Source organism: Novosphingobium sp. AAP1 (assembly GCF_001295765.1).
Lineage (GTDB): Bacteria > Pseudomonadota > Alphaproteobacteria > Sphingomonadales > Sphingomonadaceae > Novosphingobium > Novosphingobium capsulatum.
The window spans coordinates 13,173-35,457 of sequence record NZ_LJHO01000008.1 but is presented as its reverse complement, the minus strand read 5'-3'; the positions used below and the strand labels follow the sequence as shown (position 1 = coordinate 35,457).

Here is a 22,285-nt window from a genome sequence, read left to right as displayed (position 1 = left end):
CTTGAAAACCAGCCCCCTATTGCCCGCGCGAAACGGTATCGATCCAGCGGTCCAGCGGCCCGGTGGCCGCCACGAAAGCGGCCAGGGCCGGCGCGGCGGGCGCCCCGGCATTGTCTTCGCTCGACAGGATCAGCGTGGCCGTGGGCTGCGCGCGCAGCAAGAGTCGGTCAGCAATGTTCCACAGCTTGAGCGCCATGTTGCTGCTGCCCAGCCAGCCATCGGTACGGTACCAGGTAATCGCCAAGCGGTGCACCGGGCCAGGCGCCTGGATCATGTCACCCTTGCCACCGGCGATGCTTGGCGCCGGCTTTTCCCAGGCCCAGCCGCTACCCGGCGGCACGGCCCCTTCGCCAAAGCCGCCTGCCTCTCGCCCATCGCCCTGCGCGGCATAGAGCGCAAACGACACGTCCACCACATGGCCGGCATCGTCGGCATAGCGGCCCAGCAGGCGATGATCGGCCCCGCCATGGCGCGGCTGCCAGGGCCAGCCGCCCGGCGCTGCCACGCGGTGCCAGCCGGGAACGGCCGGCAGGTCGATACGGGCGGGCAGTGGCGCAGCCAGGCGCCCGGCCGCCGCGCCCCAGCCCACGAACGCCAGCGCCAGAGCGGCCAGCACACCCAGCGCGAGCCCCTGCCCCACGCGTGCCCCCGCTGCCCAGGCCAGGCGTCGATCCGCCAGGATCGCGGCTACCGACACCGGCGGATCATCCCGCGCCCGATCGAAAAACGGCCAGCCGGCCAGCATCGTCAGCGCCATGACCACGGCAAAGAACACCCAGCCGTAAAACACGTGATCGAAACCGGCGGCAAACTGGATACCGCGCCAGCCGGCAATCACGATAGTGCCCCAGGCGCGCACGCCGTTGGCCAGGATCGGCACGATCAGGGCCATGGCCATGAACGTTGCGCGGCGCGGCCAGCGGCGAAAGCACACCTGGCACACCAGCACGCCATAGGCGACCATGGCAATCAGGAACTTCACCCCCGAACAGGCCTCGGCCACCTTGAAATAGCCAGCCGGCGTGGTGATGAATACGCCATCGAGCGCGGCGGGAATGCCCACCAGATGCAGCAGCACCATGACAATGCGCGCCGTCACGATCTGCAGCAGCGGGATCAGTTCATCCCCGAATGGCACCAGGAACAGCATGTAGGCCAGCGGAAACAACAGCGCCGCGCCCAGGCGCGGCCCCATGATTGCCAGGAAGCTGGCCTGCAGCATCACCACGCAGGCGGTCTGCGTCACCAGCGAAAACCCGGCAAAATCGCCCAGCATCCACAGGAACGCCGCCCCGGCAAACAGCACCAATCCCGGCCACCAGCCCTGCGGCGCAATCTGGCGCAACGCGGGCCAGCGCATCGACACCAACCAGGCCAGGATCGCCGGCACCAGCAGGATGTGGTTATAGGTTGAACTGTCCCACCACTGCCCCGCCATCGCCGCCCAATCGGCATGGAACAACCCGATCAGGCCCAGCCAGCACAAGCCCAGCATGACCCAGGGCACAACACCGGTGGCCGCCCCATCGCGCACAGCGAGCGAGGATACGTGATCCTCCCCACTCGTGGGGAGGTGGCGGGCCGCAGGCCCGACGGAGGGGTTTTCAAGCCGCACGGCGGCCAAACCGGCGATCAAGGCCAACCAGGCCAGGCAAAGGGGCCAGCATCCGCTCCCAACTGCACTGCCCGATCACAAAGGCACGCGCCGCGCGGCCCAGCGCATCGGCGCGGATGGTGTCGGTCAGCAGTCCCACGGCGCGTGCCGCCAGTTCTTCCGGGTCGGCCGGCGAAATCGCAAAGTCACGCCCATCCACTGCGGCAATGCCGGTGGCGGCCTGCGGGGTAAGCAGCACCGGCCGCGCCATGGCCATCGCCTCCAGCACCTTGTTCTGCACCCCGCGCGCCAGGCTCAGCGGCACCACGACCAGATCGGCCCCGGCCAGCCAGGGCCGCACATCGGGCACCGCGCCGGTTACCCGCGTGCCGTTCACGCCATCGAGCGCCAGCACGGGCGCGGTCGGCGCGCGGCCCACCACATTGAACTGCGCGCCGGGAAAGCGCCCCTTGATCAGCGGCATGACCTGCCGTGCAAAGGTGACCACCGCCTCAACGTTGGGCGGATAGTCCATCTGCCCGGTAAACACGATCTGCGGCCCGCCCATGACCAGTTCGGGCGCCATCGGAATACCCGCCGGATCGAACAGCGCGGTGTCGATGCCGTTGCCCAGCGCCCGCACATCGGGCACCGGCCCCCGGCTCAGGCGGCTGCGGAACAGATCGGCCTCGGCCTCGCTCACCAGCAGGCTGGTGGTGGCGCGCCGCGCAATCCGCGCCTCATAGCGGCGCAGCAACCACGCCTCGCGCAGATAGACCGGCGCGCCCAGCCCGGGGCGCCGGCCATATTGGCCGAACTTGGCCGAATCCACGTCGACAAAGTCCATGACCACCCGGCCCTGGAACGAGGCCGGCACGTATTGCGCCATCTGCCCGGAAAACACGAAAATCGTCGAGATCGGCCGGGTTGCCAGCACCTGCTTCACATAGCGGGCCAGGCGGGTGGACGCGAACGCCGCCAGGCTGATCGGCCGGCCGGAAAGCAGTGCCGAAAGCCCGGCACCGATCAGCGATCCGCGCCGCCGCACCAGGCAATGGCTTGCCGCCACGGCTGCCAGTTCCGCTTCGTGCGCCATGTCCTGGGCATTGTCGGCGAGGCACGCCACGTGCACCGGCGCCAGCGCGGCCAGGGCCTTGAGAATATGGTGCGAGCGGATCTTGTCGCCCCGGTCAGGCGGGAACGGGATGCGATGCGCAAGGAACAGGATTTCGCCCATGCCCGTCAGGCCAGCCCGCGCGCGATCAGCGGCCCGATCAGGTTGGCCACGGGCAGCGGCAGCTTCTGCCACAACCGGATCTTGGCCTGGTAGCGCGGGCTCAGCGGGTTGACGTCGCGCGGCGCCTGCCCATCGGCAGTCCACTGCGCATAGGACAGCGGCTGGGGCACGAAGCCCCAGTTGCGCTTGAAGTGATAGGCGCCCGAATCCACCTTGGACCGGCCGAAATCGAAGTGCGTCATGCCGCGCCGGCGCGCGTGGTTCATCAGCGCGTGATACATCACGTCGTTGGCGCGCAGGGCCCGCGCGGCAAACACCCCGCCGCCCCAATAGGGCATGACCGCGCCACGATGATAGAGGCTGAGCACACTCGCCACCGGCTGCCCGTCGTGCAGCACGGTGAGGATATCCGCATCATCCCCAAAGGCATCTAGCACGCTGGCAAACAGCCGGCGCGGAAACACCGGCGTGCCCAGGTTGCGCACCGATTGCGCATAGACGCGATAGTGCCAGGCGCGATCCTGCGCGCTGTTCCCGGTGCGAATTTCCAGCGGCTGGGCCAGGCCCTTGCGGAGTTCGGCGCGCTGCTTGCGCGGCACGGCCTGCAACTGCGCGGCATCGTCCGCCGCCAGCGGCATGACGAAGCCGGCGTGGCTGTCGTGCTTCACATGCCAATCCGGGCCTTGCGGCAATACCCCGCCGCGCAGCTCGATCGTCGGGCTGTTGAGCTGGCGCGCCAGATCCTGCGCCGCGCCGATCAGCGCGGGCGCGGCGACTTCATCACCCACCACCCCGCCGCCCACGGCAAAGCCGGTCGAGACCAGCGCCCGCCCAAACAGCCACGACGATACGGCATGCAGCGGCAGCGCCGCGACGATCACGCCGGCCTGCTCGGCCAGTAGCAGGCGGCTGGCATGGCCGCTGCCGCGCGCCACGCCATCAAGCCAGCGCGGGTCGTGGAAAACGGTCGCCTGGTCCTGCCCCGCCAGAAAGCGGACATAGGCGTCGAGGTCGGCCGCCTGCGCCTCGCGCACCTGCGGCGCGGCCAGGCGAAACGGCGCGTTCATGCCGCCGCCGCAGCGGGCAGCGCGGCGTCACGGCTGGCCACCCAGGCGGCTTCGGCCCGCGCCACCGCGTCCATCCGCCCCCAGGAAAAATCACGCAGCAGCCGCTCCAACTTGCCGGCCATGACCGAAAGGTTGGTGTAATGGCGAAAGCGCGAGCGCCAGGGTGCATCGGTGCGGCGCGGCTGATCGGGATCGATTTCCCAGGGATGGAAATAGAACGCCGCCGGGCGCCCCGCAGCATTGACCTGCCGGACTGCCCAGGATGACACGCCATAGGGCAGCAGGCGGAAAAAGCCGCCGCCGCCCGCCGCCATGCGCCGCCCGGCCACTTCGGCCGTCGTCACGGGAATTTCCAGCAGGGCACTGCCCGGCACTGGGCGGAAGGCAAAGCGCGGCGCCTCGCGCCAGCCATAGTGATCGTGAACGATCGGAGCCACGGACGAAGAATAGGCATAGCCGGCCTGCGCCAGCACTTCGTGCGCCCAGGGCGTGCGTGCATCGATCGAAAAGCTCGGTGCGCGATAGCCGGTCACGGCCTGCCCGCTCGCCTGTTCCAGCGCATCGCGGGCGCGCGCCAGATCGGCGGCAAACTGTGCCGCATCCATGGTAAACACGCGCTGGTGATCCCAGCCGTGGCTGGCCACCTCGTGCCCGGCATCGGCAATGGCGCGCACCAGCGCGGGATGGCGCTGCGCCACCCAGCCCAGCGTGAAGAACGTGCCCTTGGCGCCGGCAGCGGCAAACATCGCCAGAATGGCCTGGACGTTGCGCTCCACCCGCGAATCCAGCCCGTCCCAGGCGGCGCGGTCGATCACCTTTTCAAAGGCGCCAACTTGAAACCATTCCTCAACATCGACCGACAGGCCATTGATGACAGGCGCAGACATGGATGGGCTGCTTTCGTTCAGGCCGCGCGCTTGGGGCGGTCGGTCTCGAACCATTCGATCAGCATGGTCAGCACGTGGCGAATGGCCTGCTCCTGCTCGGCCAGGCGATGCTCCAGCACGCCGATGCGCGCGGCGGCATCGCTCAGCGCGGCTTCCAGCGCCTCGGTCCGCGCCGTGCCATCGGCCTGGGCCGCAGCGGCTTCGTCACCGTGAGCGGCGCGCATTTCGGCCACTTCGATCACCGCCTGCTGCAGTTCGGCGATCTGCTCGTCGCGGCTGGCCATGGCCGCCTCGATCGCGGCGAGATCGAAATCGTGGCGCGTGGTGCGGCTGCCGTCGCCCTCGGGCTTGGCCTGGCCCTGCCCTTCGCCGTGGAAGGTATCGGCCGTCAGCCCCAGTGCCTGCGACGATGCCGCCTCGGGCATGGCAGACGAAGCAGCGGCCGGGGCAGCGGCGGGCGCCGGCGCGCTTTCCACCGAAACGGCGCTGTCAGACGCCATGTCATCCAGCACGGCATGCAGCAGCCCGGCCTCGATCCGGCTGGCTTGCTCCAGCGCGCCGGCCAGCAAGACACGGCTCAGGATCTGGTTGACCCGGCGCGGCACGCCGCCGCTGGCGCGGGCAAGATCGGCAAAGAAGCGCGGCTCGAACGCCGGGTTGCCGTTCCATCCCGCGCGCACCAGGCGATGCTCGACATAGGGGCCGACTTCTTCGGGTTCCATCGGCGACAGATGGTGCGTGGCGATCACGCGCTGGCGCAACTGCTCCAGCCGGGGCGATTGCTGCAGCAGGGTGCGGAATTCGGGCTGACCCAGCAGCAGGATCTGCAACAGCGGATGCGCGCCCAACTGGAAGTTCGACAGCATGCGCAGCTCTTCCAGCGCTTCCACGCTCAGGTTCTGCGCCTCGTCCACCACCAGCAGGCAGCGCCGCCCGGCGCGGGCCTCGTCATGCAGGAACGCCTCGATCCGCGCGAGCGCGGCGGCCTTGTCATGGCCCGCCACATCCAGGCCAAACGCGCGTGCGGCCATGTGCACCAGTTCCTGGCCATCGAGCTTGCTGGTCACGATCTGCGCGGCCGTTAGCTGCGCGCGGTCGATGCTGGCCAGCAGGTGCGCCGCCAGCGTCGATTTGCCCGCGCCCACCTCGCCGGTGATGACGATGAAGCCCTCACCCTGCGCCAGGCCATAGCCCAGGTAGGACAGCGCCTTCTTGTGCGTGGCGCTTTCGAAATAGAAATCGGGATCGGGCGTCAGCTGGAACGGACGGGCCGAAAGGCGGTAAAAGTCATCGTACATCGGCGTTACGCCTCCAGAACCGTCAAAGCGTGTAGCGCAGGCCGATCAGGCCTGTCGCTTCCAATTGGTCCGCAGCCAGATCGCGGCTCACCCCGTCAAGCCCAACCGAAGCCGTTGCGGTGAGACGATCGGCCAGGCGGCGATAGTAAGATGCATAAATGCCATAGGAATTGGTCGTTCCCAACAGCGCGGTGCCACTATCGTACCAGGCATCGTAAACCGCCACGCTGAAGCTGGCATCGCGGCCCAACTGGCCCGAAACCCCGCCAGTCACGTACCAATTCTGGTCCACCGTGCCATTGGCTTGGGCCAGCACCGTGCCCGGCGCGGCAATGAAGCGGCGGCGGACATAGCCCGCCCCCACGCCCAGGCGCAGCCGGCCCATGGCAAAGCCATAGGTCGCGCTGACCCCGCGCTGGCGGAAGACCGAGGACGATACCGACGACAGCGCGCCGTTGACGCACGAACCGCCCGTCGCCCCGATGCCGCAGCCGGTCGCGCCGCCCGCAGCAAAATCGGTCGGCACCTGGCGCAGCGCGTTCGACAGGCTGGATCCGAAACCGGAAATGCCGTCGAACACCGAGATGTTGAGCGAGCTGCGCGTGTTCGGCGCATAGGAGAAGCTGCCGAAATAGGTCGTGCTGTCATAGCGCCGGCCGATGAAGGCAGAGAGCGACGTGCGCCGGCTGGGCCGCCACATCACGCCCACGTCCCAGGTCAGTCCGTCGCTGTCATAGGCGATGCGGCGCGGCTGGCTCTTGTCGGTGACATAGCGGCCGTCGCTGCCGATCACCGGGTTGCCATTGGCATTGCGCAGCGCATCGCGTGACGAAACGCGGATATGCTCCCAGCCCACGTCGCCCACCAGTTGTACCGTGCGGCTCACCGGCAAGGTTGCCTGCAAGCCGGCGCGCTTGTCGTCGATGCGCTGATCGAGGTTGGAGATATCCTCGCGGTCCCACCCGGCGCTGGCGACCAGGCCAACCGGCAGCACGGTGCCGGCCTTGGTCCCGGCCGAAACCTGCGCCGATTGCATCAGCGAATGGTTGAACAGGTCGATGCGCGGTTGCCCGGCGGCAGGCTGATAGGCGTTCTTCTGCGTCAGCTTGGTATAGCCGGCCAGGTAGTTGGCATTGATCGCCACGTCGCCGGCATGGGTCGTCAGGTTCGGTCCGGCATAGACCGAATAGACCTGGCTGATCGCATCGTTGACCGACAGCGGGTTGAGCGAGGCGGAGCCATTGGCCTCCACCCGCGTGCGCGCGGCGAGCGCGCCAGCGTCGATGCTCAGCGTGCGCAGGATCAACTGGTGCGAGACGCGCGCCAGGCCGGAAATCGTGTCGGAATCGCCAACCTGCCCCTTTTCGACAAAGCGACGTTCATAGCGCACCGAAATCTGGCCCTGCGTGCGTCGCCCGGCCAGCGTGGCATCCACCCCGGCGGCCAGCGCGGTATAGGTCACCACGTCGTTGCCCGGCGTGATCTGCGCCAGCAGGTTCTGCGTCACTTCCAGATAGGGACGGATCGTGGTGCGCACGCCCGAACCCACGCCGCGTGCGCTGCCGTGCCCATCGCTGCCGCCACCGGAAGGCGCAGCCGGGCGATCGTCGCTGCCGACCTGATAGGGCAGAACCTGTGCCTCGGCCGCCGTCGCGCCCGCCAGGCAGGGGCCAGCCAGCAGGCCGCCCAGGATAAGGGAACGCGCGCGTTTCATTCCTTGTATCCGTAATAGGTGCCAAACCGCCGCCCGGTGGGCGAAAACCGCGTGCCGTTGAGCAGAAGCTTGATGTCCGCGCAGCCCGACAGGATGCCGACGGCATCGCGCAGCGCGGCCTCGCCGGTCACGTCGGCGCGCACGACCATCACCGCCTGGCCCACGTGCATGGCCAGTTCCGATGCCGGCGAGGCTGCCAGCGCTGGCGGGCTATCGAAAATGACGATGCGATTGGGTGACTGCGCGGTCAGCCGGTCAAGGATCGCGCGGGTGCGGACCGAGGCCAGGTATTCCGTGTCAGAGCCGGTCTGGTTGCCCGCCGGCAGCACGGAAAGGCCGGGAATATCGGTGGGAATGATGCATTCCTCCACCATCACCTCCGGATCGGCCAGCGCATCCATCAGCCCCGGCCCGCCCGGCAGCCCCAGGGTGGACAGCACCGAAGGCTTGGCAAAGTCGGCATCGACCAGCAGCACTTCGTTGTCCTTCTCCGCCGCGATCGACAGCGCCAGGTTCACCGCGCAGAACGTCTTGCCCTCGCCCGGATGGGCGGAACACACCAGAATGCGCTCGCCATGGCGGGCAGTACGGCCGGCGCGCGAATCGGCGGCCTGCAACAGTAGCTGCCGCTTGACGATGCGGAACTCTTCCAACAGCGCGCTGACCTGGCCCTCCGGCTCGATCAGGCACTGCTCGCGCAGCAGGCGGCGATCGATCGGCTGCGGCGCCTTCTTGAAGCGCTGCCGCGAGGGAATGCCTTCGAGCGCCGGATTGGCAAAGGGCGCCGGCGTGCCGGCTTCGACCGGTGCAGCATCGCTGCTCGCGGGAACGAACACCTGCGCGCCCTCGGGTGCGAACGGGGCAGCGGGCGCTGGCTCGGCGGCTTCGGGCGCGGGCACTTCGGGCTGAACCGGCTCGGCCATCGGAGCGGCGGGCGCTGGCGGTGCAGCCACCGGAGCGGCAGGCGCCGGCGGCACCGGCGGCAGCACCGGCGCGCGCAAGTGCTGGCGGAAATCGAACGTCCCGGCCGCGCGCTCGATCAGCGAAGGACCGGCCTTGCGTGGCCCGCTTTCGGGCGGCCTATCTTCCGGCGGTTGGGGCGTGTTGCTCTGGTCCGTCATGTCCTGCACCCTCATGCCACCATCCGCCGCTTCATGAATTCCACGGCCAGCAGCACGAACAATACCAGCACCAGGCCAGCCGTGGCACCACCGAACAGTTTCAGCTGCTTCCACTGCCGCGCCCGCGCCGCAGCGGTCTGTGTCAGCGACACCGAGCCCAGCACGATCATACCCGTGGCCCGCTCCAGCTGGCCAGTGGTGGCATAGCTCGAACGCAGTTGCGCCATGGCAAACGCCGCGCCACAGCCCGCTGCCAGGCCGACGACCAGCACCAGCATCAGCAGCAGCGGCCGATCGGGCGCAGAAGGCCCGCGCGGCGTGCTGGGCGGATCGATCACATCGAACTTGACCGAGTTGTGCTCGCTTTCCACCTGTCCGCGCAGGCGCAGCTGCTCGCGATCGCGCAGCAGCTTGTCGTACTGGTCCTTGAGCACATCGTAATCGCGGTTGATCCGCGCCGCTTCGGCGGCAACCGCCGGCTCGCTGTATTGCTGGCCGGTAAGCTGGCCGATTTCCTGTTGCAACGAGGCCTTGCGCGATTGCAGCGACACCATGCTCGCCTCGCGATCAGCCTTGATCGACTGCAGCGAGGCATAGGCCGGGTTGGGCGTGCCGCCAATCTTGCCTTCGGCGGCGGCCTGCCGTTGCAGGCTGGCAATCTGCGCCTTGGCCGCCAGAACATCGGGATGGCTGTCAGTCAGCCCGCGCGCCTTCATCGAGGCCAGGTCGGCCAGCGCCTGGGCCAGAGCGCCATGGGCGCCGCCCTGAGCGCCGGGAATGGTGATCGTCGGCGCCGTGCCGGAAAGCTGGCCATTGATCGAGGCAAGCGCGCTTTGCGCTGCCAACAGATCGGATTCCACCCCGCGCAATTCGGTGCGCGCGCCTTCTAGCTTGGCCGTGACCGAGCCTGTGCCCGGCATCAGCGCGGCATTCTTGGCTTCGAACTCCTGGCGCTTCTGCTCGGCCGCTTCCAGGTCCTTCTGCCGATCGGCCAGTTGCTGATCCATGAAGGCCAGGCTGTCGGTCATCTCGCCGCGCCCGCCGGCCAGGTTTTCCTCGCGGAAGATGTCGATCATCTTCTGCACCACGTCCTGGGCGAGCTTGGCATTCTGCGCATCGGTATAGGAACCGCGGCCCGATGTGGCGCTGATCTCGAACAGGTTGTCCTGCTGGCTCACCACCTTGATCTGCGTGGCCAGCCCCGCCACGGCCGATTCCATCTGCTTGTCGTTGGTGACCTTGTCGCCCAAGCGGGTGGCGCGCACTACCTTTTCCAGGTTGACCGTGCTGGTCAGCGTCTGGCGCACCCGCTCGATATCCTGCTTGGCATTGCCGCCAATGCCGATCTGGTCGGACAGGACATCATCGATCTGGATGAAGATGCGCGCCTTGGATTCATAGGAATTGGGCACCATCGCCACGACCAGCCAGCCCAGCAGGCAGACCAGCCAGGCCACACCCAGCGCCAGCCAGCGGCGGTGCCAGATGCCATAAAGCGCGATGCGCACTTCATCGAGAATGTTGGTCATGCCGCGCCGCGCTCCCGCAGGTGCGGCGCCGGCCTGATGTGGTGCCCCCGCGCCATCGTCAGAACGTGCTTTCGGGGATGATGATCACGTCGCCGGGCATCAGCATGACATTGGCCTTGGTATCGCCCTTGCGCAACAGATCGCCGATGCGCACGGCATATTCGGTCTGCTTGCCGGTGGTCTTGTCAAACCGCACCAGCCGCGCGCGGTTGCCGGCGGCATATTCCGAAAGCCCGCCCACCGCGATCATCGCGTCGAGCAGCGTCATGTTGGCGCGATAGGGGATCGAGGCCGGCTTTTCGGTGGCGCCCACGATGCGCACCTGCTGGCTGAACGTGCCGGCAAACTTGTTGACGATCACCGAGACGATCGGTTCCTGAATATACTGCGACAGCTGCAGCTTGATGTCTTCGGCCAGCATCGAGGGCGTCTTGCCCACGGCGGGCATGTCGGTGATCAGCGGCGTGGTGATGCGCCCATCGGGCCGCACCTGCACCGAGGCGCCCAGTTCCGGGTTGCGCCACACGAAGATGGTCAATTCATCGAGCGGGCCGATCACGTATTCCTCGCCCGGACCTTCCTGCAGCGCCACGAACGCGGCAGGCGGCAATTGCGGGCCATGGGCACCACCGGCACAGCCGGTCAGCATCAGCGACAGGCACGCCGTTCCCAGGCCCAGGCGGGCAAGACGCCTGCGCGGGCCTGCGGGCCGTGCGGCGTTCAGGGCTGGGCCGGAATGGAACGGCATCGCAATCGATTCCTTTGTCTGGCTCTTGCGCCGGCCCACGTAGTGTCCCCTATCGGGACCATCGAGACCTGCGACCTTCATCATCGGCTATCGACAAAAAGGGTGAAGATACGGTTATCCTTGTTGCCAACGGGCTTTCCGGACAAGGCGCTTGGTCGCCCGGTCCCAATTCGGGACGGGTGCCCGGGCAAAGATTAACCCACCGTGTGTGCGGCGCTTTCCGCCAGGATTTCCGTCGCCGGACCATGCCCCAGGAACGCCGCGGGACTCGCCGTGGCGCCATAGGCACCGGCACAGAACACCGCCACCACATCGCCTTCGGCCGCCACCGGCAAGGCCGCACGGTCTGCCAGCCGATCGAGCGGGGTGCACAGGCACCCCACCACGCTGGCCACCTCATCGGCCGGGGCATCCATGCGTGTGGCCAGCGCCAGCGGATAGTTGCGCCGTACCACCGTGCCGAAATTGCCGCTGGCGGCCAGTTGGTGATGCAGCCCGCCATCGGTCACCAGGAACACCTCACCCCGGCTTTCCTTGCGTTCGATCACCCGCGCCAGATAGACGCCGGCCTCTCCCACCAGATAGCGGCCCAGTTCCACCGCCAGCCGTGTGTCGCGCAACTGCGTTGCGTGGCGCTCCAGTTCCTGCGCCAGCGCCGCGCCCACGGCGGGCAGATCGAGCGGCCGATCGCCGGGGAAATAGGGGATGCCAAAACCGCCGCCCAGATTGAGCGCCGGCAGCGGTACGCCCGCCTCTTGCGCCAGGCGCAGCGCCAGGTCGAGCGTCGCGGCCTGGGTGGCGATCACCGCCTCGGCATCAAGCGCCTGGCTGCCGGCAAAGATGTGAAAACCGCGCCAGTCTGCCCCGGCGGCCACGATGCGGCGGGCCAGCGGCGGCACCTTTTCCGCGTCCACGCCAAAGGGCCGCGCGCCGCCGCCCATCTTCATGCCCGAACCGCGCAGGTCGAAATCAGGATTGACGCGAATCGCCAGCCGGGGCCGCTGGTTAGCGGCAGCGCCGAGCGCCAGGGCGCGCTCCACCTCGCGCGCGGATTCGCAATGCAGCGTGACACCGGCCGCGATCGCGGCGGAAATCTCTGCATCGCGCTTGCCCGGCCCGGCAAACCCGGCGCGCGCCGGATCGATGCCCTGTGCGGCGAGCAGCGCCAGTTCCCCGGCAGAGGCGATGTCAAACCCGTCGACCAGGCCCGCCAGCAGCGCCAGCAGCGGGCCAAAGGGATTGGCCTTGACCGCATAGTGCAGCCGGACGGCCGGCGGCAGCGCCGCACGCAGTTCTGCCACGCGCGAGCGCACCACGGCGGCGTCATAGACGAACAACGGCGTGCCGTGCTCCTGCGCCCAGGCGCGCGCCGGGCGCCCGGCAATCATCAGGTCTGCCCCTTGGGCGGGAAAATGCGGGGGAATGGGGCCAAGCGGTTTCATCTGCCGGGGTCTTATGCCCTGCCAGTCAAGGCATGGTAAAGATCGGCGTAAAGCCCGGCGCGATCGTGCTTGCCATTGGCCGAAAGCGGCAGCGCCGCGCGCCAGTGCACCGCGCGCGGCAGCATGAAGGCCGGCACATCCTGGGCCATGGCGGCGCGCAGCGCGGCATCGTCTTCCCCCGCGCCAGGCACGGCACGGCAGACCAGATGAATCGCCTGACCCAGCGCCGCATCGGGCAGGCCCAGCGCCACCACTTCGGCCACAAGGCCAGTGGCAAGCGCGGCCTCCTCCACCTCTTGCGGGCTGACGCGGTGGCCCGAGGTCTTGATCATGGCGTCGCGCCGGCCCACGAAATGGAGCAGCCCCTGGGCATCGCGCCGCACCCTGTCGCCAGACCACACCGCGATGCCGCCCATCTGCGAAAACGACGGCGCCGGGCGAAAGCGTTCGGCCGTGCGCGCATCGTCCTGCCAATAGCCTTGCGCCACCAGCGGCCCGGCATGAACCAGTTCGCCCTCTTCCCCGTCGGCCGCCGCCGTGCCGGCATCGCTCACCACCATCACTTCGGCAAAAGGGATCGCCGTGCCGATCGCAGTGGGGTGCGCATTGATCAGCGCGGGGTCGAGATAGGTAGAGCGGAACGCCTCAGTCAGGCCGTACATCGCAAACAGGCGCGCGGCGGGAAACAGCGTGCGCAGGCGCCGCACCAGATCGGGGGTGAGCGCGCCGCCGCTGTTGGTCAGCCGGCGCAGGGTTTGCGCGGCGTGATCCGGCCAGGCGCATTCGATCAGTCGCAGCCACAGCGGCGGCACCCCGGCCAGCGTGGTGATGCCGTAGCGCGCCACCGCGCGCACCACGTCGCGCGGCATCAGGTAATCGAGCGGCACGGCGCAGGCCCCCGCCGCCCAGGCCGACAGCAACTGGTTCTGGCCGTAGTCGAACGCCAGCGGCAGCACCGCCAGCACGCGATCGTCGGCCGCAAGCCCCAGGTAATGCGCCACGCTGATCGCGCCGAGCCACAGGTTGGCCTGGCCGAGCATGACGCCCTTGGGCTTGCCGGTGGAACCGCTGGTATAAAGGATCGCCGCCAGGCTGTGCGGCAGCGCTGCCGAGGGTGGCATCGGTTGCTGGGCATCGAGCGCGGCAAGCACCGCCACTTCATCATGGGCGGTGGCGGCTGCGGCATCGCCAGGCAACAGGGTTTCCAGCCGACCAAGATTGCCCAGCAGCAGCGCCGCACCGCTGTCTGCCAGGATATGCGCGGCCTGCGCCCGGCGCAGCACCGGGTTGATCGGCACATGCACCAGCCCCGCGCGCACCGCCGCCAAGGGCATGATGCAGGCGATCAGCCCCTTGCCCAACCAGGTAGCCACCCGCGCCCCTGGCTCTGCCCCAGGCTGCGCCGCCAGCCAACTCGCCAATTGCCCTACACGCTGATTTAACCCCTCGTGGCTAAGCACCCCATCCTTGAGCACCAGCGCCGGCGCATCACGCTTGCCGCGCAGGGCAAGATGGTCCAGCGGGTTGACGGCAGGGTCGGGCAAAGGCGTCACGGCACTCCTGACGGAACAAGGAAAGGGAACCAGGCAAAGCGTGGCCTGCCGGGTCTATCATGCCGAACTTGCCCAAGTGCAAGACCATCCGCGCCTTGCCGCGCTGATGGCGCGCGGGGCTGCGGCCGGGCCGTTTGACCGGGCAGACTGGCTGGGGCTGATTGCCGCTCGGGCGCCGGGCCGTGCTTTCCTGGCCGTGGCGGAAGAGCCGGGCTCGACCGCCCACGCGGAAGGCGCGCTGCTTGCCCTGCCCCTGCTGGCAACGCCCCAGGGGCTTGCCGCCTGCACCAACTGGTACAGTTTCTGGGCGCGCCCGCTCACCACCGCGCCCGATCGCGCCGAAGTGCTGCTAGCCGCCATCGCGCGCGATCTGGCGCCCCATGGCGCGATCGATTTTGCCCCGCTGCCCGCGCCAGAGGCCGGCTGGATGGCGCGTGCATTCCGCGCCGCTGGCTGGATTGCCACGGTCGAACCCGCCCACATCAACCGGCACATGAGCGTGCAGGGACAGGATTTTGCCCAGTGGTGGTCTACTCGCCCCGGCGCCCTGCGCGCCACGGTGCGGCGCAAGGGCGCGCGCGGGGTGGTGGAGTGCCGCGTCGCCACCCGCTTCGATCCGGCCGACTGGGCCGCCTATGAGGCAGTCTATGCCGCCAGTTGGAAACCGGCAGAGGGCGATCCCGCGCTGCTGCGCGCCTTTGCCCAGGCCGAAAGCGCGGCTGGCGCGCTGCGGCTGGGCCTGGCGACGATCGACGGGGCACCGGTGGCCGCGCAATTGTGGAGCGTGGAGCACGGCACGGCCTTCATCCACAAGCTCGCCCACCGCGACGATGCGCGCGCCGCGTCGCCTGGAACGCTGCTGTCGGCCGCGCTGTTTGCCCACGTGATCGACCATGATCGCGTCGCGGCGATCGATTTCGGCACGGGCGATGATCCCTACAAGGCAGACTGGATGGACCACACGCGCACCCGCTGGCGCCTGCGCGCGCACCATCCTGCGGCCTGGCGCCACTGGCCGGCGCTGGCGCGCGGGCTGGGCCGCCGCCTGGCCGGGCGCACGCTGCTTGCCCCGCCGCCGGGCGATGGGTAAGGCGCCAGGCATGACCGACACGCTTCCCGCTTCGCTCGACGCCGATCTGCGCGCGCTTCTCGCCGATGTGCTGGGGCTGGCCCCGGCGCGGGTGGCCGCGTTCACGGCACAGACGCCGCTGTTCGGCGCGCTGCCCGAACTCGATTCGATGGCGGTGGCGGGCCTGTTCACTGCGCTCGAAGACAGCTTCGGCTTCATCCTGGAAGAGGATGAGATCGACGGCGATTTGCTCGAAACCTATGGCGCGCTGCTGGCCTTCGTCGCGCGCAAGCAGGGCCGTGGCTGAACCGCTCGGCCCGCTGCGCTGGCCCTGCCCCGGATCGGGGGAGGACGGCGAATGGGCCCTGGCCACCGATGGCGCTGCGCCATTGGCGCGGCTGCTGATCGTGTCGCCGCTGTTTGATGAAATGAACCGCACGCGGGCCATGCTCGCCACGTTGCTGCGTGATCTGGGCGCGGCGGGCGTGGCAGCGATGCTGCCCGATCTGCCCGGCTGCGGCGAAAGCGTGCAGGATTTTTCCGCGCAAAGCCTCAACGCCTGGCGCGCGGCCATGGCGGCGGCGGCGCGTCATTTTGACGCCAGCCATGTCCTGGCGCTGCGCGGCGGGGCACTGGTCGCGCCACCCACCCTGCCCGGCTGGGCGCTGGCGCCACTCGATGGCGATGCCGTGCTGCGCCCACTGCTGCGCGCCGCCATGCTCGCTGCGCGGGCACAGGGAGAGGACACCACCGCCACCACGCTGCTGGAAACCGGGCGGGCCACAGGCATCATGCTGGGCGGCTACCGCTGTGGCGCGGCGCTGATCGCCGGGCTTCACGGCGCGCGCAGCCAGGGCGAAGGGCATCAGGTGCTCGCGGTCGGCGATCTGGGCGTGACCGGTGCAGCGCCGTGGCTGCGCCAGGAACCGGCCCCGGCCCCCGCGCTCGCCGCCGCGCTGGCCGCGCGCATCGTGGCAGACCTGGCGACATGAACCGCAGCGTCATCCCCTTTTCCTGCCAAGGCGCACAGTTGCTGGGCACGCTCGACATGGGCCTGGCCAGCGGCGCCACTGGCCTGTTGCTGGTATCGGGTGGCAACGAGATTCGCAGCGGTGCTTGGGGCGGTCAGGCCTGGCTTGGCGCCGCACTGGCCCGCGAAGGGGTGCCGGTGTTCCGCTTCGACCGGCGCGGCGTAGGCGATAGCGAAGGCGAAAACCGGGGTTTTCGGGGCAGTGGACCCGATATTGCCGCGGCCTTGGCCGCATTCCGCGCCGCCGCGCCGCACGTTAAGCGGATAGTGGCGATGGGCAATTGCGATGCCGCCAGCGCGCTGATGCTCCATGCCGCCGCGTTGCCCGGCCTCGACGGGCTGATCCTGGCCAATCCCTGGACGGTGGAGGGAGAAAATGAAACGGCGCCGGTCCATTCCGCCGCTGCGCTGCGCCGCCACTATCTGCGCCGCCTGGCCGATCCGCGCCAATGGGCACGCCTGCTGGCCGGCAAGGTGGCGCTGGGCAAGCTGGCGGGCGGGCTGCGCACCGCTGCCGCGCCCCAGGCGGCTTCAGCGCTGGCAGAAGAAATGCGCACCGCGCTGGCCAGCTATCGCGGCCAGGTCACCATCCTGCTGGCGCAAGGTGATCGCACCGCGCAGCTGTTTGCCAGCCATTGGGGCGCCGATCCGCGCGTGATCGGCCACCCCGGTGCCAGCCATTCCTTTGCCGATGCGCCGGAATGGCTGTTGCACCAGGTACTTGCCGCGCTAGGCGATTAGGCCTGGGTCAGTTGCCCGGTGGCAAAGTCCAGCTCTGCCACAAAGCGTTCGGCATCAAGCGCGGCCATGCAGCCGGTGCCCGCCGCCGTCACGGCTTGGCGGTAGGTGTGGTCCATCACGTCACCACAGGCGAACACGCCGGGGATGGCGGTCTTGGGCGTACCGGGTTCAACCACGATATAGCCGCTTTCATCGAGCGCGAGCTTGCCGGCAAACAGGCTGGTGGCGGGCGCATGGCCAATGGCGACAAACGCGCCGTCGGTTTCCACGCGGCTGCCTTCGCCGGTCACCGTATCGACCAGTTCCACCGCCTTGAGGCCGCCAGCCATGGGATCGCCGGCAAACGCGGCCACGGCCTTGTTCCACAAGACGCTGATCTTGGGGTGGGCATGCAGGCGCTGCTGCAGGATGCGTTCGGCGCGCAGGCTGTCGCGACGGTGGATCAGCGTGACATGCTCGGCATGGTTGGTGAGGTAGAGTGCTTCTTCCACGGCAGTGTTACCGCCACCGATCACCACCACCTTCTTGCCGCGATAGAAGAACCCGTCGCAGGTGGCGCAGGCCGAAACACCCTTGCCCGACAGCAGCTGTTCGCCCGGTACGCCCAGCCACTTGGCCTGGGCACCGGTGGCGATCACCAGGGTATCGGCTTCATAGATATCGCCGCTGTCGCCCACGGCGCGGAACGGAGGGCCGGCCAGATCGATATCGGTGATGGTGTCCCACATCATCCGCGTGCCGACATGCTGCGCCTGCGCTTCCATTTCCTGCATCAGCCAGGGGCCCTGGATCACGTCGCGGAAGCCGGGATAGTTTTCGACATCGGTGGTGATGGTCAGCTGCCCGCCGGGCTGCAGCCCCTGCACCACGATCGGCTCCATCCCGGCGCGCGCGCCATAGATGGCCGCCGTCAGGCCTGCCGGGCCGGAACCGATGATAAGCATGCGGGTCTTGTGCGTCGTCGCCATGGAAACTCCTTCCGATGGCGCGCGAGATAGGGGCTGGTCGGGAAAAACACCAGCCCAAGCAAAACTTGCCTGCGGTTAAACTAGGGCGCGGATACGCCTAGGCTCAGGCACCCTGGCGCAGCGTCACGCCTTCCAAGGCGCGGCTGACGACAACCGCCGCCGGGGTGGGCTTGGGCACCAGCACGCCGCCCAGCTTGCGCACGGCTTCATCCATGCGATCAAGATCGCCGGTGTGCAAGACATAGGGCACGCCACGTTCCGCCAGCGCCTTGGCCACCGGGGCGCAGGTCTGGCCATGGGCGAGCGAGACATCGAGAATGGCCGCCACGATGTGCTCGCTCTCGGCAATTGCCAGCGCTTCGGCCAGTTCAAGCGCGGTCAGCGGAACGCAACCTGCATCCTCCACCGCAAATTCCAGATCGAGCAGAATGAGGGGCTCGTCGTCGAGCACCAGCACGCGACAACCATCATTCGGGCAACACGACTGGCCCATCAGACTGCGTCCTCGCGCAGGGGAACGCGCAGCCTTGCCCTCAATCCATCGGGATGCCAGTCACGCATGATGTTGCCCCTTGCCATGTGCAGCATGCGGTCGACGATCCCCATGGTGGGCGCCTCCGCGTTGTTTTCGGGCGGGTTTACCGCCGGCCCGCCCTGTTCGATCCAGTCGATCACGATCGTGGGTGCCTCGCTGGAACCGTTCTTCTGCCAGGCGACCGTAACCTCGCCACCATCGCTGCTGAGCGCGCCATGCTTGGCCGCGTTCACCGCCAGTTCGTGAAGCGACAGTCCCAGCACGGAAACCGCGGAGAAATCGCTGCGCAACCCGTTGCCCTTGAAATGAATGCGCTTACCATCCGGGTCATAAGGCGACAGCACGGACCGGATCGCCTGGCCGACTTCGATCGACCCGCTCGATGCCTCGTCCAGCGTGGTTTCATAGGCGCGGCCCAAGGCCTGGATGCGATCGTTGATCTCGCGCGCTTCAACCTCGATACCGCGGCTGCGCCCGGTAAAGTTGACGATGCCGCCTATCACGGCGAACATGTTCTTCATGCGGTGCGAGAGTTCACGCGCCAGTTCGCGGGCATGGCGTTCATCGGCGCGGGCGGCGCGTACGTCGGACACGTCCCACTGGCTGCCGAAATAATAGATCAGGCGCCCTTGCGCGTCATAGATCGGGCCCAGGTGGAGCGCGTTCCAGAACGCCGAACCGTCCTTGCGATAATTGAGCAGTTCCACCACCACCACGTCTTCGTTGTCGACTGCCTGACGAATACGGGCAACAGCGCTGCGATCGGTTCCCGGCCCCTGCAGGAAGCGGCAGTTGCGACCAATGATCTCATGTTCTTCATAGCCCGTCAGCCAGCGGAACGCGCGGTTGACGAAGACGATCGGGGCGTCGGGCGTATGCGGATCGCACAGACAGACGGCCATGCGGGTCTGGGCCATGGCCTGCTCGAACAGCACGCCAGAGGCACCGATAAAAGCATCGTCAGGATGGTTGGCAAGGAACCGTTCGGCGCTGTCGTCATAGGCGCCACCGGCCTGGCTTGCACGTTGCGGGCCAGCAGACTGCCCAGCGCCGCCGGCATCGTAAAACGCCCTGTCGTCGCCGCTCGCGGCTTCACCCGCCTTCGTGGCCTCGTCCGGGCGCTCCGGCGCCTGATCTGCCCTGTCACTCGACAAACGTTTGTTCCTGATGTTCTCTCGACCCATGGCAGAATGCCACTTAATGGCGGCAAAATGCGCCAGGGCCGGGAGCGGTTCCCCGCGATAGCGAAAATTTTGCGCTACACCTGCAAACCGGCAAAACCCTGCGACAGATAGCGCAGCGCGCACCCGGCGAGCAGGGCGGTGCCCGTCGGCAGGGCCGCTTCATCCACCACCATGCGGGTGGAATGGATGCCGCAGGCATGGCGCCAGTCCGCCCCCTCGTGTGCCACGCCCAGGAAGAACATGGCGCCGGGCACCTGTTCGAGCACATAGGAAAAGTCTTCGGCGGCCATGATGGCCTGGTCCAGCCGCACAAAGGCCTCGGGCCCGGCCAGATCGCGGGCCACCGCTTCGCCCAAAGCCACTGCGCGGGCATCGCACATCGTCACGGGAAAGCCTTCGTGCAGCGTCACCTGCGCGGTCAGGCCGTGGGCGGCGGCGACATGGGTGGCGCAGGTTTCCAGCGCCTCACGCAGACGCGTGCGGTTGCCGGGCGACAGCGTGCGCAAGGTGCCGATCATGCGCGCGCGATCGGCGATCACGTTGTGCGCGCTGCCCGCCTCGATCCGCGCCACCGTGGCCACCACCGGATCGGCCACCGAGAACCGCCGCGTGACCATCGCCTGGATCGCGCTCACGATCTCGCACGCCACCGGCACGGGATCGAGCGCATCGTGCGGCATCGAGGCATGACCGCCGCGCCCCTCCACCACGATCTCGAACTGGTCGGCCGAGGCCATCAGCGCGCCGCCCCGTCCCGCCACCAGGCCATGCCGGCTGTTGGGCATGATGTGCAGCGCAAACGCGGCATCAGGCAGCGGATCGCCCAGCAGCCCGTCGTCGATCATGAAGCGGGCGCCGTGGTGCCCCTCTTCACCGGGCTGAAACATGAAGCGCACGTCGCCCGCCAGACTGTCGGCCCGAGCCGCCAGCAGTTCCACGGCACCGGCGAGCATGGCCACGTGCGTATCGTGCCCGCAGGCATGCATGGCGCCGGGAATGGTAGAGGCAAATTCCAGCCCGGTTTCCTCATGCATCGGCAGGGCATCGGTATCGCCACGCAACAGCACGCAGGGCCGATCCGCGCCAGCCGGCACGGCCCCGCCACGCAAGGTGGCAACCAGTCCCGTCGTCGATGGTCCCTGCGCCCATTCCAGGGGCAGATGCGCCAGGGCGGCGCGGATCTTGTCACGCGTGGCTGGGTTGTGCAGGCCCAGTTCCGGTTCGGCATGGATTGCGCGGCGCAAGGACACGATCTTGGGCGCGAGCGCCTGTGCCGCTGCGCGCACATCGCCGATCCCGCTGTTGCCTTCTGCCATCCCATGCTCTCCATGCCACTTGCGCGCCGCGCGGTGATGCACTGCGGCCATCGCCCACGCCTCATGCCCTTTAGGACGGGCTGGACAGCCGTGTCGAGCCGGCGGTTGCGCTGGGCTGCGCCATCGGGCATGGCTAGAAGGAATGACGTCTGCGCCGCGCCCCCCGCTGTGGTCCATCCGCGGCCTGCAATCCTGCAGCCCCCCCATCCGCTATACCGTGGGCGTGCTTCTGTTCGTGCTCGCGCTGTCGCTGCGCTGGGTGGCCGATGATCTGTTTCCGCCCGGCTTTCCCTTCCTGACGTTCTTTCCTGCGGTCATCATCGCCACGTTCATTGCCGGGCGCGGGCCTGGCATCGTCTGCGCCATATTGAGTGGCCTTGCGGCGTGGTACTTTTTCGTGCCGCCCGAATTCAGCTTTGCCATCAACACCCAGGTTGCCACCGCCATGCTGTTCTACACCGGCGTGGTGGCGGTAGACATCGTACTGATCGATGGCCTCACCCGCCGCCAGCGGCAGCTGGAGGAAAGCGAGGCACGCCTGGCCGAGATGGCGGCAAACCAGGCCTTGCTGTTCAAGGAATTGCAGCACCGCGTCGCCAATAACCTGGCCTCTGTCGCCTCGATGCTGCGGCTGCAGCGACGCCAGATCGAACGCAACCCAGCACTCGCCCTGCCGCTGATCGATCGCGCGGACCAGCGCATCGAGATGATGGGCCGGGTGCATCGCCAGCTCTATGATCCGGCCGCGCAGACCAAGCCGATCAGCGAAATCCTGGCCTCAGCCGTGAACCTGGCGCGCGAAATGGCTGATGCCGATGCGGTGGACGTGGACGTGGTGGCCGAGGATGTGCGGCTGGAGGTAGGCCGCCTGCTGCCTTTGGTGCTGCTGCTGACCGAACTGCTCGCCAACAGCTTCAAGCATGCCTTTGCGCCTGGCCAGCCCGGGCGCATCGACGTGCGGCTGGAACGGGTCGATGATGCCCGGCTGTGCCTGACCGTGGCAGACAATGGCCGCGGCATGCCAGCCGCCGATCCGGCCGATCACATCCCGGGCGGCGTGCGCACCCGGCGCGGACTGGGCACGGCGATCATTGCCGGGCTGGTGGCGCAGCTGGGCGGCCGCCACCGCGTGCGCAGCGGCACCGACGGAGCAGCCAATCCCGGCGTAACCACCGTGGTGCTGTTCCCCGAAACGCTTGGCCGCCAGGGCTGACCAGGCAGGCTGATCACCGCCCTGGCGGGCCAGCGCGCG

The 22,285-nt window shown here is 68.2% G+C and carries 20 protein-coding genes; 5 read left to right on the top strand and 15 right to left on the bottom strand.

Annotated elements, in window-relative coordinates:
- Window positions 1-16: 16 nt before the first annotated feature.
- From xrtA to IP65_RS14945, 11 genes are all read right to left on the bottom strand, one after another.
- On the bottom strand, window positions 17-1,636 hold the full coding sequence (gene xrtA, locus IP65_RS14995) for an exosortase A (RefSeq protein ID WP_231627732.1): 1,620 nt from the start codon (window positions 1,634-1,636) through the stop codon (window positions 17-19).
- The gene (locus IP65_RS14990) at window positions 1,605-2,903 is read right to left on the bottom strand and encodes a TIGR03087 family PEP-CTERM/XrtA system glycosyltransferase (RefSeq protein WP_369801298.1); all 1,299 of its coding nucleotides are present in this window, start codon (window positions 2,901-2,903) and stop codon (window positions 1,605-1,607) included. The genes xrtA and IP65_RS14990 overlap by 32 nt, the downstream gene beginning before the upstream one ends.
- The gene (locus IP65_RS14985; RefSeq protein ID WP_054132219.1) at window positions 2,837-3,898 is read right to left on the bottom strand and encodes a FemAB family XrtA/PEP-CTERM system-associated protein; all 1,062 of its coding nucleotides are present in this window, start codon (window positions 3,896-3,898) and stop codon (window positions 2,837-2,839) included. The genes IP65_RS14990 and IP65_RS14985 overlap by 67 nt, the downstream gene beginning before the upstream one ends.
- Complete coding sequence (locus IP65_RS14980; RefSeq protein ID WP_043608188.1) at window positions 3,895-4,785, bottom strand: XrtA system polysaccharide deacetylase; 891 nt, start codon at window positions 4,783-4,785, stop codon at window positions 3,895-3,897. The genes IP65_RS14985 and IP65_RS14980 overlap by 4 nt, the downstream gene beginning before the upstream one ends.
- Before the next feature lie 17 nt (window positions 4,786-4,802).
- Window positions 4,803-6,083, bottom strand: coding sequence for an XrtA/PEP-CTERM system-associated ATPase (locus tag IP65_RS14975; RefSeq protein WP_054132218.1), 1,281 nt, complete (start codon window positions 6,081-6,083; stop codon window positions 4,803-4,805).
- 22 nt (window positions 6,084-6,105) lie between these two features.
- Complete coding sequence (locus IP65_RS14970; RefSeq protein WP_054132217.1) at window positions 6,106-7,797, bottom strand: hypothetical protein; 1,692 nt, start codon at window positions 7,795-7,797, stop codon at window positions 6,106-6,108.
- Entirely contained in the window at window positions 7,794-8,918 is a 1,125-nt protein-coding gene (locus tag IP65_RS14965) for an AAA family ATPase (protein ID WP_054132216.1), read from the bottom strand. Before IP65_RS14965 ends, IP65_RS14970 begins: the two co-directional genes overlap by 4 nt.
- Before the next feature lie 11 nt (window positions 8,919-8,929).
- Window positions 8,930-10,447: an XrtA system polysaccharide chain length determinant gene (locus tag IP65_RS14960; protein ID WP_054132215.1), complete on the bottom strand. Its 1,518-nt coding sequence runs from the start codon at window positions 10,445-10,447 to the stop codon at window positions 8,930-8,932.
- 58 nt (window positions 10,448-10,505) lie between these two features.
- Entirely contained in the window at window positions 10,506-11,096 is a 591-nt protein-coding gene (locus IP65_RS14955; RefSeq protein WP_231627739.1) for an XrtA/PEP-CTERM system exopolysaccharide export protein, read from the bottom strand.
- 293 nt (window positions 11,097-11,389) lie between these two features.
- Window positions 11,390-12,637, bottom strand: a complete 1,248-nt coding sequence (locus IP65_RS14950) for a pyridoxal-dependent decarboxylase, exosortase A system-associated (protein ID WP_054132214.1) — start codon at window positions 12,635-12,637, stop codon at window positions 11,390-11,392.
- 11 nt (window positions 12,638-12,648) lie between these two features.
- Window positions 12,649-14,190 carry an acyl-CoA ligase (AMP-forming), exosortase A system-associated gene (locus IP65_RS14945; RefSeq protein ID WP_054132213.1) on the bottom strand — a complete coding sequence of 514 codons (1,542 nt, stop codon included), beginning with the start codon at window positions 14,188-14,190 and terminating at the stop codon, window positions 12,649-12,651.
- Between the two features lie 40 nt (window positions 14,191-14,230).
- Here IP65_RS14945 and IP65_RS14940 point away from each other — a divergent pair, with 40 nt between their 5' ends.
- The 4 genes from IP65_RS14940 to IP65_RS14925 are packed head-to-tail and all read left to right on the top strand — an operon-like array spanning window position 14,231 to window position 17,030.
- Window positions 14,231-15,280, top strand: a complete 1,050-nt coding sequence (locus IP65_RS14940) for a GNAT family N-acetyltransferase (protein WP_231627731.1) — start codon at window positions 14,231-14,233, stop codon at window positions 15,278-15,280.
- 10 nt (window positions 15,281-15,290) lie between these two features.
- Window positions 15,291-15,566 carry an acyl carrier protein gene (locus IP65_RS14935; RefSeq protein ID WP_054132212.1) on the top strand — a complete coding sequence of 92 codons (276 nt, stop codon included), beginning with the start codon at window positions 15,291-15,293 and terminating at the stop codon, window positions 15,564-15,566.
- Complete coding sequence (locus IP65_RS14930; protein WP_156306636.1) at window positions 15,559-16,251, top strand: hypothetical protein; 693 nt, start codon at window positions 15,559-15,561, stop codon at window positions 16,249-16,251. The genes IP65_RS14935 and IP65_RS14930 overlap by 8 nt, the downstream gene beginning before the upstream one ends.
- On the top strand, window positions 16,248-17,030 hold the full coding sequence (locus tag IP65_RS14925; protein ID WP_054132211.1) for a hydrolase 1, exosortase A system-associated: 783 nt from the start codon (window positions 16,248-16,250) through the stop codon (window positions 17,028-17,030). Before IP65_RS14930 ends, IP65_RS14925 begins: the two co-directional genes overlap by 4 nt.
- Here the strand turns inward: IP65_RS14925 and trxB are convergent.
- The 4 genes from trxB to IP65_RS14905 form a co-directional block, all read right to left on the bottom strand.
- A complete protein-coding gene (gene trxB / locus IP65_RS14920; RefSeq protein WP_054132210.1) occupies window positions 17,027-17,998 on the bottom strand; it encodes a thioredoxin-disulfide reductase in 972 nt (323 codons plus the stop codon). The two genes, IP65_RS14925 and trxB, sit on opposite strands and share 4 nt — an antisense overlap.
- A 103-nt stretch (window positions 17,999-18,101) precedes the next feature.
- A complete protein-coding gene (locus tag IP65_RS14915) occupies window positions 18,102-18,449 on the bottom strand; it encodes a response regulator (protein ID WP_231627730.1) in 348 nt (115 codons plus the stop codon).
- Window positions 18,450-18,490: 41 nt separating this feature from the next.
- Window positions 18,491-19,687, bottom strand: a complete 1,197-nt coding sequence (locus tag IP65_RS14910) for a PAS domain-containing protein (RefSeq protein ID WP_231627729.1) — start codon at window positions 19,685-19,687, stop codon at window positions 18,491-18,493.
- Window positions 19,688-19,791: 104 nt separating this feature from the next.
- The gene (locus tag IP65_RS14905) at window positions 19,792-21,033 is read right to left on the bottom strand and encodes a M20 family metallopeptidase (protein WP_054132244.1); all 1,242 of its coding nucleotides are present in this window, start codon (window positions 21,031-21,033) and stop codon (window positions 19,792-19,794) included.
- A gap of 142 nt (window positions 21,034-21,175) precedes the next feature.
- Here IP65_RS14905 and IP65_RS14900 point away from each other — a divergent pair, with 142 nt between their 5' ends.
- On the top strand, window positions 21,176-22,246 hold the full coding sequence (locus IP65_RS14900; protein ID WP_054132208.1) for a sensor histidine kinase: 1,071 nt from the start codon (window positions 21,176-21,178) through the stop codon (window positions 22,244-22,246).
- Window positions 22,247-22,285 lie beyond the last annotated feature (39 nt).

Bases quoted from the DNA above. Each gene is read 5' to 3' on its own strand.
- IP65_RS14905 (WP_054132244.1), bottom strand. From the start codon at position 21,033: ATGGCAGAAGGCAACAGCGGGATCGGCGATGTGCGCGCAGCGGCACAG.
- IP65_RS14965 (WP_054132216.1), bottom strand. From the start codon at position 8,918: ATGACGGACCAGAGCAACACGCCCCAACCGCCGGAAGATAGGCCGCCC.
- trxB (WP_054132210.1), bottom strand. From the start codon at position 17,998: ATGGCGACGACGCACAAGACCCGCATGCTTATCATCGGTTCCGGCCCG.
- IP65_RS14925 (WP_054132211.1), top strand. From the start codon at position 16,248: ATGAACCGCAGCGTCATCCCCTTTTCCTGCCAAGGCGCACAGTTGCTG.
- IP65_RS14960 (WP_054132215.1), bottom strand. From the start codon at position 10,447: ATGACCAACATTCTCGATGAAGTGCGCATCGCGCTTTATGGCATCTGG.
- IP65_RS14985 (WP_054132219.1), bottom strand. From the start codon at position 3,898: ATGAACGCGCCGTTTCGCCTGGCCGCGCCGCAGGTGCGCGAGGCGCAG.
- IP65_RS14970 (WP_054132217.1), bottom strand. From the start codon at position 7,797: ATGAAACGCGCGCGTTCCCTTATCCTGGGCGGCCTGCTGGCTGGCCCC.
- IP65_RS14935 (WP_054132212.1), top strand. From the start codon at position 15,291: ATGACCGACACGCTTCCCGCTTCGCTCGACGCCGATCTGCGCGCGCTT.
- IP65_RS14980 (WP_043608188.1), bottom strand. From the start codon at position 4,785: ATGTCTGCGCCTGTCATCAATGGCCTGTCGGTCGATGTTGAGGAATGG.
- IP65_RS14900 (WP_054132208.1), top strand. From the start codon at position 21,176: ATGACGTCTGCGCCGCGCCCCCCGCTGTGGTCCATCCGCGGCCTGCAA.
- IP65_RS14975 (WP_054132218.1), bottom strand. From the start codon at position 6,083: ATGTACGATGACTTTTACCGCCTTTCGGCCCGTCCGTTCCAGCTGACG.
- IP65_RS14950 (WP_054132214.1), bottom strand. From the start codon at position 12,637: ATGAAACCGCTTGGCCCCATTCCCCCGCATTTTCCCGCCCAAGGGGCA.
- IP65_RS14955 (WP_231627739.1), bottom strand. From the start codon at position 11,096: ATGCTGACCGGCTGTGCCGGTGGTGCCCATGGCCCGCAATTGCCGCCT.